This is a genomic window from Streptomyces sp. NBC_00016, assembly GCF_045040885.1.
GTDB classification, from domain to species: Bacteria; Actinomycetota; Actinomycetes; order Streptomycetales; family Streptomycetaceae; genus Streptomyces; species Streptomyces coriariae.
The window spans coordinates 3,518,615-3,533,528 of the sequence record NZ_CP108304.1 but is presented as its reverse complement, the minus strand read 5'-3'; the positions used below and the strand labels follow the sequence as shown (position 1 = coordinate 3,533,528).

Sequence of the window (14,914 nt, the reverse complement as noted above, 5' to 3'; positions counted from 1 at the left end):
TGCTGATGTGGCGGAACAGCACGCGCCCTTCCGGCAGTTCATCGTCAAGGTCCATGGGCGTTGCAACCTCGCCTGCCGGTACTGCTACCTCTACGAGGGCCCCGACGACACCTGGCGCGGCCGCCCCGCCGCCGCGCCCCCGGAGGTCCTGGACCGCACCGCCTCCCGCATCGCCGAGCACGCGCGCACCCACGGTCTGACCGCCCTCTCGCTGATCCTGCACGGTGGCGAGCCGCTGCTGGCCGGAGCGGAGACGCTCGGCCGGTTCACCGCCCTGGTCCGCGACCGCGCCCCGGCCGGCTGCACGGTCCGCGCCGTCGTCCAGACCAATGCCACCCTGCTGACCGAACCGCGCCTGGCGATCCTGGCCCGGCACCGGATCGGTGTCGGCATCAGCCTCGACGGAGGTCTCGCCGCCCACAACGCACGGCGCGTCGACCACGCGGGGCGCCCCTCGTGGCCCGCCGCCGCACGCGGGGCGCGCCTCGTCGCCGACCGCTTCCCGGAGTCGTATGCCGGAATCCTGGCGGTCGTCGACGTCACACAGGACCCGGTGCAGACGTACGAATCGCTGCTCGCCCTGCGCCCGCCGGCCCTGGACCTGCTTCTGCCGCACGGGAACTGGTCGGAGCCGCCGCCGCACTGGGACAGCACGGGAACGGCGTACGGCGGCTGGCTGTGCACCGTCTTCGACCGCTGGTGGAAGGCCGGGCGCCGGGAGACGCGGGTGCGGCTGTTCGAGGAGTGCATCGCGCTGCTGCTCGGCCTGCCGGCGATCACGGAGGCGCTGGGGCTGCAGCCCTTCGACGCCGTGGTGGTCGAGACGGACGGGTCGATCGAGCAGGTGGACTCCCTGAAGTCCGCCTACGAGGGCGCGGCCCGCACCGGGCTGGACGTCTTCCGGCACGGGTTCGACGAGGCGCTGCGGCATCCGGGGGTGCGCGCCCGGCAGGCGGGCGCGACGGCCCTCGCCGAGCAGTGCCGCGCCTGCCCGCTGGTCTCGGTCTGCGGAGGCGGTCACTACGTACACCGGTACCGGGCGGGGCACGGCTTCCGTAACCCCTCCGTGTACTGCGCCGACCTCCAGCGCTTCATCCGCCACGTAGCCACCCGGCTCGGCGCCACGGCCTCCGCCACCACCGCCACCACCGCCACCACCGCCACCACCACCTCTGCCATGGCCGCCGCCGTCGTCGTCCCGAGCTCACCTGAAGGGGGCATCCCGTGATTCTCCCGGCGATCCCGGACCGGGCCCTCGCCGAACTCGGCCGGTCCGAGGGCAGCCCCGAAACGCTCGCACTCCTGGCCCGAGACCAGGACGCCCGGCGGCTGCTGCTGCTGCGTGCCGTGCTCGACGCGGCTCAGGCGGCGGACCCGGCCGTCTGCTCCGCGGCGGAGAAGTCGCGGTTGCGGGACGACTGGGCGCTGCTGGCCGAGGCGGACCGCGCCGTGCCCTCCGGCCTGCGAACTCCCGAGACCCCGGACCGCCCGGAACCCTCCTTCGCACGCGCCCGCCTGCTGTACCCGCTCACCGGACCATGGGCCCTGAGCTGTCTGCGCGGCCTGGACCCGGTGGAGCGACCTCCCACCCGGGAGAACGCGCGCGAACTCCGCCGCGCCCTGGCCCACTTCAGCGGCCTCGCCGCCGTGGCCGCCGCACGTGCCGGGATCCCCTTCACCGCCGAGCTGACCGGCCATGACGGGGTGCTCCACCTTCCCTCCCTCGGGACCCTGCGCACGGCGACAGCCGGCGACGTCCCGGTCCGGGCGACCTGTACCCAAGGCCGGGTGACGCTCCGCCAGCCCGATGCCGCGGACGTGATCGTGTTTCCGGAACGCGGGCTCGGCGCCTGGTCCGGGGCGCTTGCGTGGACACCGGCCCACGCGCTGCCCGGGCTCGTGCCCGAGGCCGATCCGCTGCCCCTGGACGACCTCGACCCGTACCGCACGGCACGGGGCGATCCCCGCCACCGCGCGCTGAGCGCGCCGACGACACTGGACGACCCGGAACGCAAACGGTGGCTGCAGGCCTGGTCGGGCACGGCCGCCGCGCTGCGCTCGGGCGGAGCGCACCGGGTGGCGGAGGCGCTCGCGCTGCTGCGGTGCCTGGTTCCCCTGGAGATGCCGCCGGACGCGGAGGACGACGGAGACGGTGGCTGCAGCGCGACCCGGCGCGACGCGTTCGGCGCGCTGCTGTGCAGCACCCCGCCTTCGCCGGTGGCCTTCGCCGGGACTCTCGTCCACGAACTCCAACACGCGAAACTGGCGGCGCTGAGCGACCTGACGACACTCCATCAGGCAGGACCGGACGCCCGGTACTTCGCTCCCTGGAGGCCCGATCCCCGCCCGTTCGACGGCCTGTTGCAGGGCGCCTACGCCCATCTGGGGCTCGCGGACTTCTTCCAACGCCGTGCCCTCACCGCCGACCCCGCGCACCGGGAGTCGGCATGGGCCCAGCACGCCCGCTACCGGGCCCAGGTCGGTGCGGCCCTGCCCGCGCTCGTCGGGGCCACGCACCTCACCGCCCGGGGGCGGCGGTTCGTCGACGCCATGGCCGCCGCCTACGAGGACATGGGCGCCCATCCCGCGCCCCGGGGCCACACGGCCCGGGCCCAGGCGTACCTGAAGGCCACGCGCACCTTGTGGACGCGACGTCAGACCCCGTCCGTGCCACGGCCGAATGGGTGAAGATACCGGCGCCGAGCCGTCCACTGCGGAAAGATCGTCGCGCCGAGGTGTCGTTCGCGGGCCCGCCGCACTTACCAGCGATGCGCCGAGGTTCTAGGATTTTCGTGGACTACGCGCTGGAGGCCGCTGCATGTCTGGAGCTCGTACGCCGGTCGGGACGACCGTGGGGGAGGCGGCGAATCAGACCGTCACCATCAGCTTCGCCGGGTTCAACCGGGCTTGGGCGGCCTGGATCGGCGACCGGCTGGAGCGCCGGGGGCTGCGCGTGGTGTTCCAGCGATGGGACTCGCCCGCGGACGTCCCGCTCGTGGACCTGCTGCGTCACCTGAAGATGGCCGAGGGCCGGATCCTCGTGCTCGTCAGCGAGTGGTACTTCCAACTGGGCCCGCGCACCCGCGAGGAGTGGAACGCGGCGCTGGGAGAGGTCGTGGGCCCCGACCCGTCCCGGTTCGCGGCCGTCTCCGTCACCACGGCGTCCGTGCCCACCGCCGCCGCCGTACTCGCCCCGGTCGAACTGATCAACGTGGGCGCCGACGAGGCCGAGCGGCGCCTGCTGGACCGGCTCGGCCTGCCCGCCGGACCGCTCCCGCAGACGGCAGCGGTCGAGCGCCGCGCGCCGCGCTTCCCCGCGTCCATGCCCGAGGTGTGGGGCGGGGTGCCGCGCCGCAACACGCGCTTCACCGGCCGCGAGTCCCTCCTCAACGACGCCTACCACCAGCTGCAGGGCGCGGCGCCGGGCGCGGGCGTGGTGACGTTCCACGGCATGTCGGGAGTGGGCAAGACCCAGCTCGCCGCCGAGTACGTCTACCGCTTCGGCTCCGAGTACGACGTCGTCTGGTGGGTCAACGCCGAGAAACGGGTCACCTACCGACGGCTGCTGGCCGAACTGGCCCCCAAACTGGGCCTGCGGACCGGGCAGGAGTACGGCGAGCGGCTGCGCGCGGTGCGGGACTCGCTGCGCCGGGGCGACCCCTTCGCCCGCTGGCTGCTGATCCTGGACGGCGCCGACGAGCCCGACCAGATCTGGGACCTGGTGCCCACCGGTCCCGGGCACGTGATCATCACCTCGCGCAACCCCGAGTGGAGCGAGCACAACAGCATGCTGCTGGAAGTGCCGGTGTACGCGCGGGACGAGTCGGTGGCGTTCATCCGCCGCCGCGCGCCGCGTCTCGCCGAGCCGGAGGCGGACCTGCTCGCGGAGGCGCTGGAGGACCTGCCGTTGCTGCTGGACCAGACGGCGGGCTGGCTCAACGACTCCGACCTGTCGGTCGAGGAGTACATCGGACTGCTGGAAGGCGGCATCGACCAGGACGTCGTGAAGGTCTCGGCGGACTTCCCGCTCGCCTTCCAGACCGCCTGGTCGATACTGCTGAACAAACTCCGCGAGACCGTCCCCGAGTCCGTCGACCTCCTGCGGCTGTGCACCTTCTTCGCGCCCGGCTTCATCCCCGTACGCCTCCTCAAGGAGATGCCGAGCGGCGACCTGCCCGAGCAGATCGCCAGGCTGCTCAACGACCCGCTGCTGTGGAACAAGGCGATCAGTCAGCTCCGCCAGTACTCCGTGGTGCGCCTGGAGTCCCACGAGACCCTCGGCGACGAGGTGGTCTCCTCCGGTGAGTCTCTCTACCTGCACCGCATGGTCCACCAGATCGTCCAGAAGGACATGCCGGACGCGGACCGGGCCGAGTTCATCGATGTCGTGCGCCGGGCGCTGGCCGCGGCCGATCCGCGCCGGCCCACCGACACCCGCCTGTGGCAGCGGTACGCCGACATCGTGCCGCACCTGAAGTACGCGGACGTCCTCAACAGCCGGGACTCGGGTGTCCAGGGCCTGGTCCTCAACTGTCTGCGCTACATGTACTTCTCCGGCGAGTACGTGGCCGGCATCAAGCTCGGCGAACGTGCCATGGAGTCCTGGCGTTCGCTTCTCGGCGAGAGTCACCCGAGGATCTGGGAACTGACGTTCCACTACGTCAACGTGCTGCGCGCCGGCGGTGAGTACGCGCGTACCGAGGCCCTCAACCGCGCGGCCGTCGACCAGTTGCGGGAGGAACGGGGAGCACAGGACCTGGAGCACCTGCGCTTCGCCAGCGGTCTCGCCGCCGACCTGCGCGGCCTGGGCCGCTACGAAGAGGCGCTCGAACTGTCCCGATGGAGTCAGCTGGCCTACCACGAGCTCCTCGGCGAACAGGACTCACGCACCCTCAACGCGCGCAACAACGTGGCCGTCTCGCTGCGCCTGCTCGGCGCGTACCCGGAGGCGCTGGACATCGACCGGCAGGTCATGGAGGCGCGGCGGCTGGTGCTGAAGGGGCGTCACCCGTGGACGCTCGACTCGCAGATCTCCTACTCCATCGACCTGCGGCTGCTGGGCCGCTACACCGAGGCCGAATCGATCCAGGCGCAGAGCGTCCGCGACAACGCGATCGTGATGGGGGACAGCAACCCGCAGACCCTGAAAGCCGAGTACAACCTCGCGCTGTGCCACTACCGCAACGGCGATCGCGCGCGGGCCGGCGAGCTCTTCAGCACCGTGCTGGAGAACGGCGAGCGGGTCATGGGCGAGACGCACCCGTGGACCCTCATGTTCGGCTGTGCCCAGAGCTGCTTCGCCCGGGAGCACGGCGACATCGACCAGGCCAGGGAGCTCAGCGAGGCCGTCGTCGCGCGCTACGAGGTGATGCTCGCCGACGACCATCCCTTCATCGCCGGAGCCCGCGCCAACCAGGCGCTCATCCTGCGCAACGTGGGCGAACGGGAGCATGCCCACGTCCTCCTCGAACAGGCGCTGGCCGCCATGACGGAGGCGGTCGGGGAGAACCATCCCTGGAGTCTGGGGTGCGCCCTCAACGCCTCCGCCCTGCGCAACCTCGTCGGCGACACGGAGAGCGCGGCAGCGCTCAGCAGGGACACGGCGACCCGGGCCGCCGAGCTGCTCGGGCGCACCCACCCGCTCACCCTGTCGGCCCGCATCGCGTACGCGGCCGATCTGCGCGGACTGCGGGACCGGCGCCAGGCGGAGAAGGTCGAGCAGGAAGCCCTGTCGGATCTCGAGGCGACGCTGGGCAAGCAGCACGTGCACACCATCTCGGCACGCTCCCGCAACCGGCCGTACTGGGACTTCGAACCCCAGACGACCTGACCCCGGACGACCTGACCCCGGACGACCGGCCGACGGTCCGGACGAACGGCGAAGGGCCCGCCCCCCGAAACCTCGGGGGGCGGGCCCTTCGCCGTCAGACGATCGCCGGACAGGTTCGTCGGACGGTTTCGTCAGGCGCTTCGCAGGCTCAGGCCTCGAAGACCTCACGCACCAGCTGCTCCTGCTCCGCCTGGTGCCGCTTGGCGGAGCCGACCGCCGGGGACGAGCCGTGCGGGCGCGAGATGCGGCGCAGGCGCTCGCCGTGCGGCACGTCCGCGCCGACCGCGAGGTCCAGGTGGTCGATCAGGTTCAGGGCGATGAACGGCCAGGCGCCCTGGTTGGCCGGCTCCTCCTGGGTCCAGAGGTACTTCTCGGCGTTGGGGTACTTGTTGACCTCCGCCTGGACCTCGGCACCCGGCAGCGGGTACAGCCGCTCGAGGCGGATGATCGCCGTGTCCGTGACGCCGCGCTTCTGACGCTCGGCCTCCAGGTCGTAGTAGACCTTGCCGGCGCAGAAGACGACCTTCTTGACGGCCGCCGGGTCGGTGATCGTCGTGTCGCCGATGACCGGGCGGAACTGGCCGCTCGTGAACTCCTCCGCCTTCGACGCGGCGGCCTTGAGGCGCAGCATCGACTTCGGGGTGAAGACGACCAGCGGCTTGTGGTGCGGGTTGTGCACCTGCCACCGCAGGAGGTGGAAGTAGTTCGACGGGAGCGTGGGCATCGCGACCGTCATGTTGTTCTGGGCGCAGAGCTGGAGGAAGCGCTCGACGCGGGCCGAGGAGTGGTCCGGGCCCTGGCCCTCGTAGCCGTGGGGGAGGAGGAGCGTGACGCCGCTCGTCTGACCCCACTTCTGCTCGGCCGCCGAGATGTACTCGTCGACCACGGTCTGCGCGCCGTTGACGAAGTCGCCGAACTGCGCCTCCCACATCACGAGCGCGTCGGGGCGGGCCAGCGAGTAGCCGTACTCGAAGCCCATCACCGCGTACTCGGAGAGGAGGGAGTTGTAGACGTTGTAGCGCGCCTGCTCGTCGTTGAGGTACTGGAGCGGGGTGTGCTCCTCGCCCGTCTCGCGGTCGATCAGCACCGCGTGGCGCTGGCCGAAGGTGCCGCGCTGCGAGTCCTGGCCGGACAGCCGGACCGGGGTGCCTTCCAGCAGCAGCGAGCCGACGGCCAGCGTCTCGCCCATGCCCCAGTCGATCGTGCCGTCCTCGACCATCGTCGCCCGGCGCTGGAGCTGCGGCAGCAGGCGCGGGTGGACGTGGAAGTAGTCCGGGATGTTGACCTGGGACTCGGCGATGCGCTTGACGACCTCGGCGGAGACGGCGGTGTTCACCGCTACGGGGAAGTTGTCCTGCGGCTCGTGGGCGTCGCCGGCGGCGGGCTGCGCGGTGGCCTCGCGGACCTCCGTGAAGACCTTCTCCAGCTGGCCCTGGTAGTCCTGGAGCGCCTGCTCGGCCTCTTCCAGGGTGATGTCGCCGCGACCGATGAGGGACTCGGTGTACAGCTTGCGCACCGAGCGCTTCTTGTCGATCAGGTCGTACATCAGCGGCTGGGTGAAGGCCGGGTTGTCCGACTCGTTGTGACCGCGGCGGCGGTAGCAGATGAGGTCGATCACCACGTCCTTGTTGAACGCCTGACGGAACTCGAAGGCCAGCCGCGCGACGCGGACGACGGCCTCGGGGTCGTCGCCGTTCACGTGGAAGATCGGGGCCTCGATCATGCGCGCCACGTCCGTGGCGTACATCGAGGAGCGCGAGGACTCCGGGGCGGCGGTGAAGCCGACCTGGTTGTTGATGACGATGTGGACCGTGCCGCCCGTGCGGTAACCGCGCAGCTGCGACATGTTCAGGGTCTCGGCCACCACGCCCTGGCCCGCGAAGGCCGCGTCGCCGTGCAGGGCGACCGGCAGGACCGTGAAGTCCGTGCCGCCCTTGTTGATGATGTCCTGCTTGGCGCGGCTGATGCCCTCGATGATCGGGTCGACCGTCTCCAGGTGGGACGGGTTCGCGGCCAGCGAGACCTTGATCTGCTCGCCGTCCAGGCCCGTGAAGGTCCCCTCGGCGCCCAGGTGGTACTTCACGTCGCCGGAGCCGTGCATCGACTTCGGGTCGAGGTTGCCCTCGAACTCACGGAAGATCTGCGCGTACGACTTGCCGACGATGTTCGCGAGGACGTTCAGCCGGCCGCGGTGGGCCATGCCGATGACGACCTCGTCCAGCCGCGACTCGGCCGCGCTGTCCAGCACCGCGTCGAGCAGCGGGATGACGGACTCGCCGCCCTCCAGGGAGAAGCGCTTCTGGCCGACGTACTTCGTCTGGAGGAAGGTCTCGAAGGCCTCCGCCGCGTTCAGCCGGCGCAGGATGCGCAGCTGCTCCTCGCGCTCCGGCTTGCTGTGCGCGCGCTCGATGCGGTCCTGGATCCAGCGGCGCTGCTTCGGGTCCTGGATGTGCATGAACTCGACGCCGGTGGTGCGGCAGTACGAGTCGCGCAGCACGCCCAGGATGTCGCGCAGCTTCATCAGGGACTTGCCCGCGAAGCCGCCGACCGCGAACTCGCGCTCGAGGTCCCACAGGGTGAGGCCGTGCTCGGTGATGTCCAGGTCGGGGTGCTTGCGCTGGCGGTACTCCAGCGGGTCGGTGTCGGCCATGACGTGGCCGCGGACCCGGTAGGAGTGGATCAGCTCGAAGACCCGGGCGGCCTTGGTGACGTCGTCGTCGTGGCTGGCGTCGATGTCCTTGAGCCAGCGGACCGGCTCGTAGGGGATGCGCAGCGCCTCGAAGATCTCGTCGTAGAAGCCGTTCTCCCCGAGGAGGAAGTTGGCGACGACGCGGAGGAACTCGCCGGAGGCGGCGCCCTGGATGACCCGGTGGTCGTAGGTCGACGTGAGCGTCATGACCTTCGAGATGCCGAGCTTGTTCAGGGTGTCCTGGCTGGTGCCCTGGAACTCCGCCGGGTAGTCCATCGAGCCGACGCCCATGATCACCGACTGGCCGGGCATCAGACGCGGCACGGAGTGCACGGTGCCGAGACCGCCGGGGTTGGTCAGGGAGACCGTGACGCCGGTGAAGTCGTCCATCGTCAGCTTGCCGTCGCGGGCGCGGCGGACGATGTCCTCGTAGGCCTGCCAGAACTCGAAGAAGTTCAGCGTCTCGGCCTTCTTGATGCCGGCCACGACGAGCTGGCGGTCGCCGTTGGGCTTCACCAGGTCGATGGCCAGGCCGAAGTTGACGTGCGGCGGCTTGACGAGGGTGGGCTTCCCGTCCTTCTCCGCGTAGTGCCAGTTCATCGACGGCATGGCCTTGATGGCCTGCACCATCGCGAAGCCGATCAGGTGCGTGAAGGAGATCTTCCCGCCCCGGGCGCGCTTGAGGTGGTTGTTGATGACGATGCGGTTGTCGAACAGCAGCTTCACCGGGACCGCGCGCACGGACGTGGCCGTGGGCAGCTCCAGCGAGGCGTTCATGTTCTTGGCGACCGCGGCGGCGGGACCGCGCAGCGTCACGAACTCCGGACCCTGCGCCGGCGCGGCCGGGGCAGCGGCGGGCGCGGGCTTCGCGGCGGCCGGCTTGGCGGCCGGGGCCGCCTTCACCGGAGCCGGAGCAGCGGCCGGAGCAGCGGCTGCGGGCTTCGGGGCGGCGGCCGGCGCGGGAGCCGGAGCGGCGGGCGCCGCAGCAGCGGGCGCCGGCTGGGCCGGAGCGGCCGGTGCGGCGGGCGCCGGGGGCGTGGTGGTCGCTGCGGCCCCCGCGGCCGCAGTACCCGCCGGAGCCGAGGGAGTGGCGGCCCCCGGCTTGTAGTCGGCGAAGAAGTCCCACCAGGCACGGTCTACCGAGTTCGGGTCCTGGAGGTACTGCTGATAGATCTCATCGACGAGCCACTCGTTCGGCCCGAACGCGGCAGCGGGATTCTTGCCCGCTTGGTCTGCGTCGGTCGAGATGCTCGATGCGTTACTGGGGGACTGTGGCGACACGGCGGCAACCGCCCTCTTCCGCTTCACAAGGTGATGGACAGCGGGAATAAAGGCTACGCCCCCTGGAGGGGGAAGGTCAGGCCGGGCCGGTGCATCGTCGCGTAAGTCACATCGGAAAGAGCGTTTCACGGCTGTAAATGGCGGGAAACAAGCGCGGTTGCGCGTCAAAAGGGGTGCGTTGATGCAGGTCGCGCACGCTGAGCGTGCGGACCCGTGCCGACCTGGGACGGTCCGCTGCCTGATCACACGTGTCCGACTGCGCGAACGTCGGTGGATCTTGTGGCTCCGGTTCGAACTTTACGTCAACTTGGGACGGAAAACTCTCCCGGAAGGGTGACAAGAATCCGGCAGCCCCGCTCGGATTCGGCCACTCCGATCCGGCCGCCGTGAAGATCGACCGCCCAGCGGGCGATCGCCAGCCCGAGCCCGGTACCGCCGTCGCTGCCCGGTCCGTGCGGCCGGCGGACGGCTCCCCGGTTGAACCGCTCGAACACCCTGCGCCACTCCGAGCGCGGAATGCCGGGCCCCTCGTCCAGGACCTCGAGCTCCAGCGACTCCGGCAGCGGCCCGCGCCGCGCCTTCACCGTCACCCGTCCGTGCGGCGGGCTGTGCTTGACCGCGTTGTCGATCAGGTTCGCGACGACCTGGTGGATCCGCTCCGGGTCCGCGTGCGCGGTCAGCTCGGGCGGGGACACATCGAGGTGCAGATGGACGTCGGTGCGCGTGTGGTTGCCGCCCGAGCCCATCGTGGCGCGCGCCGAGGCGACCATGTTGGCCTCCTTCAGCACCCCGGACAGGTACGGCCACACCTCGAAGCGCCGCTTGCGCAGCGGGACGACGCCGTTGTCCAGGCGGGACAGGTCCAGCAGCGTCTCCACCAGCCGCCCGAGCCGCTCCGTCTGCTTCAGGGCGGTGCGCATCGTCTCGGGGTCCGCCTCGGCGATGCCGTCGACGACGTTCTCCAGGACGGCGCGCAGGCCGGCGATGGGCGTGCGCAGCTCGTGCGAGACGTTGGCCACCAGCTCCTTGCGCTGCCGGTCCTGCGCCTCCAGCTCGTCCGCCATGACGTTGATCGTCTGGGCCAGGTCGCCCAGCTCGTCGCGACGGTTCTCGCTCACCCGACGGGTGTAGTCGCCGTGCGAGATGGACCGGGCCACCGTGTTCATCTCGTCCAGCGGCGCGGTGAGCGAATGCGCCACGAACTGCGTGATCAGCAGTGTGGCGATCATCGAGAAGACCGTGATGAAGCGCAGCTCCGTCTTGGTGTGCACCGCGATCACCGACAGGCCGGTGGTGATCAGCACCGAGACGACGACCAGCGCACCCAGCTTGGTCTTGATCGAGAACGGCCGTACCCGGCCCCAGGGCTCCCCGGGGCTTCTCGGCCCGTCCGGCCCGGAACTCATGGCGTCGGGGTCTCCAGCGCGTAGCCCACGCCGTGCACCGTGCGGATCCGCTCCGCGCCGATCTTCCGCCGCAGCGCCTTGATGTGGCTGTCGACGGTACGGGTGCCGGAGGCGTCCGCCCAGTCCCAGACCTCCGCGAGGAGCTGCTCACGGGAGAGCACCGCGCGCGGGGTGTTCGCCAGGCAGACCAGCAGGTCGAACTCGGTGGGCGTGAGGTGCACGTCCTCCGAGCGCACCCGCACCCGGCGCTGCGCGTGGTCGATCTCCAGCTCGCCGAGCCGCAGGATCCCGCTGCGCGGAGTCGTCGCCGCGATCGCGGCCCGCTCCACCCGGCGCAGCAGCACATGCACGCGTGCCGCCAGCTCCCGCATCGAGAACGGCTTGGTCATGTAGTCGTCGGCGCCCACGCCGAGCCCGACCAGCATGTCGGTCTCGTCGTCGCGCGCGGTGAGCATCATGACCGGCACCGGGCGGGAGGCCTGCACACGACGGCAGACCTCCAGACCGTCGAAGCCGGGCAGCATGATGTCGAGGATCAGCAGGTCGGGCTGCCAGGCCTCTGCCGTGTCGACGGCCGCCGGGCCGTCGCCCGCCGTTTGCACGAGGAATCCCTCGGCGCGCAGGCGGGCCGCGATGGCGTCGACGATCGTCGGGTCGTCCTCGACCACCAGGACGCGCCGCTGCGCGCCCGGCGTCGCCGTCGCCGTGCTGTTGTGTGCGGTGTGTGTCTGCTCCATCGCCCGCCCCTGAGTGTGCTTTCCGGAACCAGTGGGGTGATCCCATGTCTGCGCATGACTGCGGTTGACGCGTAAATGATCGGCGTCAGGGGTGCAGCGTACGGGGAGTCACCACGGCTTTGCTATCCAGGTCGGACGGCAAGATGTACGGCGTCCGGCACGCCTCGGGCAACCGGGATCTCTTCGGTACGCACCTGTTGGAACCCGGCATTCCTCATGGTTCCCTCGAATTCCGGAGAGGGTCGGGCGGACCACACGGCCAGTACCCCACCGGGTCTCAACACCCGTGCGCAGCTTGCGAGTCCGGCCGTGGAATAGAGGCTGTCGTTGCCCTCGGTGACGGTCCAGTCGGGCCCGTTGTCGATGTCGAGACATACCGCGTCGAACGTGTCGCATGTCTCATTGACGTAGTCGAGCAGATCCGCTTCGACGATCTTCGACCGGGGGTCGGCGAGCGCGTCCCCGGAGAGGGCGGCCAGTGGGCCGTCGAGATGCCAGTCGATGACGGCGCGCTCACGCTCCACGACCGTGACGGCGCCCCAGCGGGGATCGGCGGCGGCATGCGCGAGGGAGAAGCCGACGCCGAGGCCGCCGATCAGCAGACCGGGCGAGAGGCGGCCGTCCAGCGCGTCCAGCGCGGCGTCGACCAGGAGCCGCTCCGAGCGGCCGTCCGAGGTGTCCATCAGGAAGCAGCCGTTGGCGATGATCTGGAGCAACTCCCCGTGCCGGCGCAGGACGACCTCACCGTAGGGGCCCTCGCGACGGTCCAGCACTTCGGGCGCGTCGGGGATGTCGTACGGGATGGGCATCGGCCCATCCTGGCACTTCCCTGACGGTTTGTTGAGGGATTTCCGTGGGCGGCGGATGAGGTTGACGTACAGCCGTTCGGAACGGGCTCGGAGTGGCTTCCGAGCGGCTTCGGGGCGCGTGGGAACCGGCTGGGGAAAGTCTCGGAGCTTGCTGTGAATCGGCTCGGGCGTGGTGTCGGTCACAGACAGCGGACCGGCGCGGCGCGAAAGGTGGGGTGGAACGGAAGGAGCGCCGCACGGTGGAACGCACGGCCGCACCCACGAGCCCGCCGCTGCCCGACGTCCACGGGCTGCTGGACGGCATCCCGGGCCAGCGCCCGCCGCCCCGCGCCGAGCCGCCCGCCGAGCCGCCCGCCGAGGCGGCCCCCCGCCGCCGGTACCGGGTCCCCGTCCCGTTCACCCTCTCGTACGCGGCCGTCCTCGCCGGCACCTCCTTTCTCACCGCGCACGTCGGCCCCTCCCTCGTGCACGCCCTGCACCAGGGCTCCAGCACCGATGTCGCGCATCTGGTGCGGACGCCCGTGCTGGTGCTGGTGGCCAGCGCGCTCTGGGTGGCGGGCGGCTTCGCCTCCCCCTTCACGCTCGGCTTCCTGGCCGTCCTGACGACGCTGGAGCGGCGCATAGGCGGCGTCCGTACGGCCGTCGTCTTCCTGCTCGGGCATGTCCTGGCCACCCTCGCGACCGAGGTGCCGGTGGGCCTGGGGGTGCTCGTGGGCCGGCTGCCCGACAGTTCGCTGCACCGCCTCGACTACGGCATCAGCTTCGGTGTCGCCGCGAGTGTGGGCGCCCTGGCGGGGCTGCTCGGGCCGTGGCTGCGCTGGCCGCTGCTCGCCGCCTTCGGCGGGATGCTGCTCCAGGACCTGATCGCCTTCACCGACCCGATGACGAACTGGGGACACCTGATCGCGCTGGCGATAGGTGTCGGCACCTGGCCGTGGCTCCGGCGCCTGCCGCGGTCCCGGCCGCTTCCCCCGGCGCCGACCGTCACTCCGGCGCCGACGGTCACTCCGGTCGCTGACGGTCGCCCCGGTCGCTGACCGTCACCTCAACCGCCGGTCGGTGCCGGTCTCCGCCGGTCAGTCGTCGTACTGGACCGTGCCGTCCGTGTGCAGGGTCGGGTGGAGCTTCATGGGGCCGTACTCGTCGAGGTCCGACGGGCGGGGCGGCTCGGGCCCGTCGGGCCCCAGGCGGACCATCCGCTCGACACGGCAGATCCGGAACAGGCGGTCCTCCACGCTGGCCTCGTCGGCCCGGCCGGCCGACCGGAACGTCTCCGCGGCCCGCGCGTACAGGGCCTTCTTGTGCTCGTCGAAGCGGTAGAGCATCGCCCAGACGCGGGCCATCCCCTCGTACAGCGAGCGGCGCGCCTCGTGCGGGGTCGCCGCCAGGGACCCGCACGGGGTCCAGTCGGACCCGTCGCGTTCGGCCACCGAGAAGCCGACCGGCAGCCGCACCACGTCCGGGTGCGTCCGGGCCGCCCACTCGGAGTCCGCGCGCACATCGGGAGGGAAGCGGTCACCCGTGTACGTGAAGTCGCGCAGGCCCAGCCGGAGGGCGCCCGCCATCGGGCCCTCGTCCCGGTCGGGGTCCAGGACGTACCCCACGTCCGGCGACGGGGCGGTGCCCGGGTCCTCCCACGACGGGCTCACCGGCTCGAGGTCGGTGGGCCGGGGCGGCTCCAGGCCGTCGTCGCCGGTCCGGGCGAACTCGTCGCCGCGCACCACCCGGTAGCGCACGCCCAGCGCCTCCACCTCGTCGGCCGGGGCCCGCTCCAGCACGGCCACGGCCGCCAGCAGCTCGCGCCGGGCGGCCGGGTCGTCGGTGCCGTCCTTCGCCTTGAACCACAGGTGCGAGTTGAGCCCGTCCCGGGCCTGCTGGGGCATGCCGTCCACCACCGGCTTCAGCAGCCGCCAGCCCGGCTCGGCGGCCGTCCGGTCCCGTGCGGCGACACCGAAGACGGGTCCGCGCAGCGCGATCTGCGGATACCGGCGCGAGGCCTCGACGGCGTCGGCCTCCGTCACCCAGGCGACGGGGTCGTCACGGCGGACCAGTTCGGCGTGGAGGGCGTCGAGACGTCGCTTCCAGTCATCGGTCATACGCGCATTGTGGTCGGGCCGGCGGGTGACTTCGGGGTGAATGCCGGAAGTGGGCGGGGTACGGAG

Annotated in this window: 9 protein-coding genes; 4 read left to right on the top strand and 5 right to left on the bottom strand. The window is 71.3% G+C overall.

What is annotated here, in order from left to right; translation table 11 throughout:
* Positions 1 to 7: 7 nt before the first annotated feature.
* The 3 genes from OG933_RS15440 (at position 8) to fxsT (ending at position 5,830) form a co-directional block, all read left to right on the top strand.
* The gene (locus tag OG933_RS15440; RefSeq protein ID WP_405627510.1) at positions 8 to 1,228 is read left to right on the top strand and encodes an FxsB family cyclophane-forming radical SAM/SPASM peptide maturase; all 1,221 of its coding nucleotides are present in this window, start codon (positions 8 to 10) and stop codon (positions 1,226 to 1,228) included.
* Positions 1,228 to 2,688: an aKG-HExxH-type peptide beta-hydroxylase gene (locus OG933_RS15435; RefSeq protein WP_405633400.1), complete on the top strand. Its 1,461-nt coding sequence runs from the start codon at positions 1,228 to 1,230 to the stop codon at positions 2,686 to 2,688. Before OG933_RS15440 ends, OG933_RS15435 begins: the two co-directional genes overlap by 1 nt.
* Before the next feature lie 130 nt (positions 2,689 to 2,818).
* On the top strand, positions 2,819 to 5,830 hold the full coding sequence (gene fxsT / locus OG933_RS15430) for an FxSxx-COOH system tetratricopeptide repeat protein (RefSeq protein WP_362526075.1): 3,012 nt from the start codon (positions 2,819 to 2,821) through the stop codon (positions 5,828 to 5,830).
* Positions 5,831 to 5,978: 148 nt separating this feature from the next.
* Here fxsT and OG933_RS15425 read toward each other — a convergent pair whose 3' ends face one another.
* From OG933_RS15425 to OG933_RS15410, 4 genes are all read right to left on the bottom strand, one after another.
* Entirely contained in the window at positions 5,979 to 9,800 is a 3,822-nt protein-coding gene (locus OG933_RS15425) for a multifunctional oxoglutarate decarboxylase/oxoglutarate dehydrogenase thiamine pyrophosphate-binding subunit/dihydrolipoyllysine-residue succinyltransferase subunit (protein WP_362526077.1), read from the bottom strand.
* Between the two features lie 302 nt (positions 9,801 to 10,102).
* Positions 10,103 to 11,206: an ATP-binding protein gene (locus OG933_RS15420; protein WP_020130721.1), complete on the bottom strand. Its 1,104-nt coding sequence runs from the start codon at positions 11,204 to 11,206 to the stop codon at positions 10,103 to 10,105.
* Positions 11,203 to 11,943, bottom strand: coding sequence for a response regulator transcription factor (locus OG933_RS15415; protein WP_020130720.1), 741 nt, complete (start codon positions 11,941 to 11,943; stop codon positions 11,203 to 11,205). Before OG933_RS15415 ends, OG933_RS15420 begins: the two co-directional genes overlap by 4 nt.
* Positions 11,944 to 12,065: 122 nt before the next feature.
* Positions 12,066 to 12,752, bottom strand: coding sequence for a spermidine synthase (locus tag OG933_RS15410; RefSeq protein WP_405627508.1), 687 nt, complete (start codon positions 12,750 to 12,752; stop codon positions 12,066 to 12,068).
* 215 nt (positions 12,753 to 12,967) lie between these two features.
* Between OG933_RS15410 and OG933_RS15405 the strand changes: the two genes are divergently transcribed.
* Positions 12,968 to 13,789, top strand: a complete 822-nt coding sequence (locus OG933_RS15405) for a rhomboid-like protein (protein ID WP_405627506.1) — start codon at positions 12,968 to 12,970, stop codon at positions 13,787 to 13,789.
* 39 nt (positions 13,790 to 13,828) lie between these two features.
* Here the strand turns inward: OG933_RS15405 and OG933_RS15400 are convergent, their stop codons facing one another.
* Complete coding sequence (locus OG933_RS15400; protein WP_362526084.1) at positions 13,829 to 14,848, bottom strand: DUF5954 family protein; 1,020 nt, start codon at positions 14,846 to 14,848, stop codon at positions 13,829 to 13,831.
* Positions 14,849 to 14,914: the final 66 nt, after the last annotated feature.

Bases quoted from the DNA above. Each gene is read 5' to 3' on its own strand.
- fxsT (WP_362526075.1), top strand. From the start codon at position 2,819: ATGTCTGGAGCTCGTACGCCGGTCGGGACGACCGTGGGGGAGGCGGCG.
- OG933_RS15420 (WP_020130721.1), bottom strand. From the start codon at position 11,206: ATGAGTTCCGGGCCGGACGGGCCGAGAAGCCCCGGGGAGCCCTGGGGC.
- OG933_RS15415 (WP_020130720.1), bottom strand. From the start codon at position 11,943: ATGGAGCAGACACACACCGCACACAACAGCACGGCGACGGCGACGCCG.
- OG933_RS15410 (WP_405627508.1), bottom strand. From the start codon at position 12,752: ATGCCCATCCCGTACGACATCCCCGACGCGCCCGAAGTGCTGGACCGT.
- OG933_RS15400 (WP_362526084.1), bottom strand. From the start codon at position 14,848: ATGACCGATGACTGGAAGCGACGTCTCGACGCCCTCCACGCCGAACTG.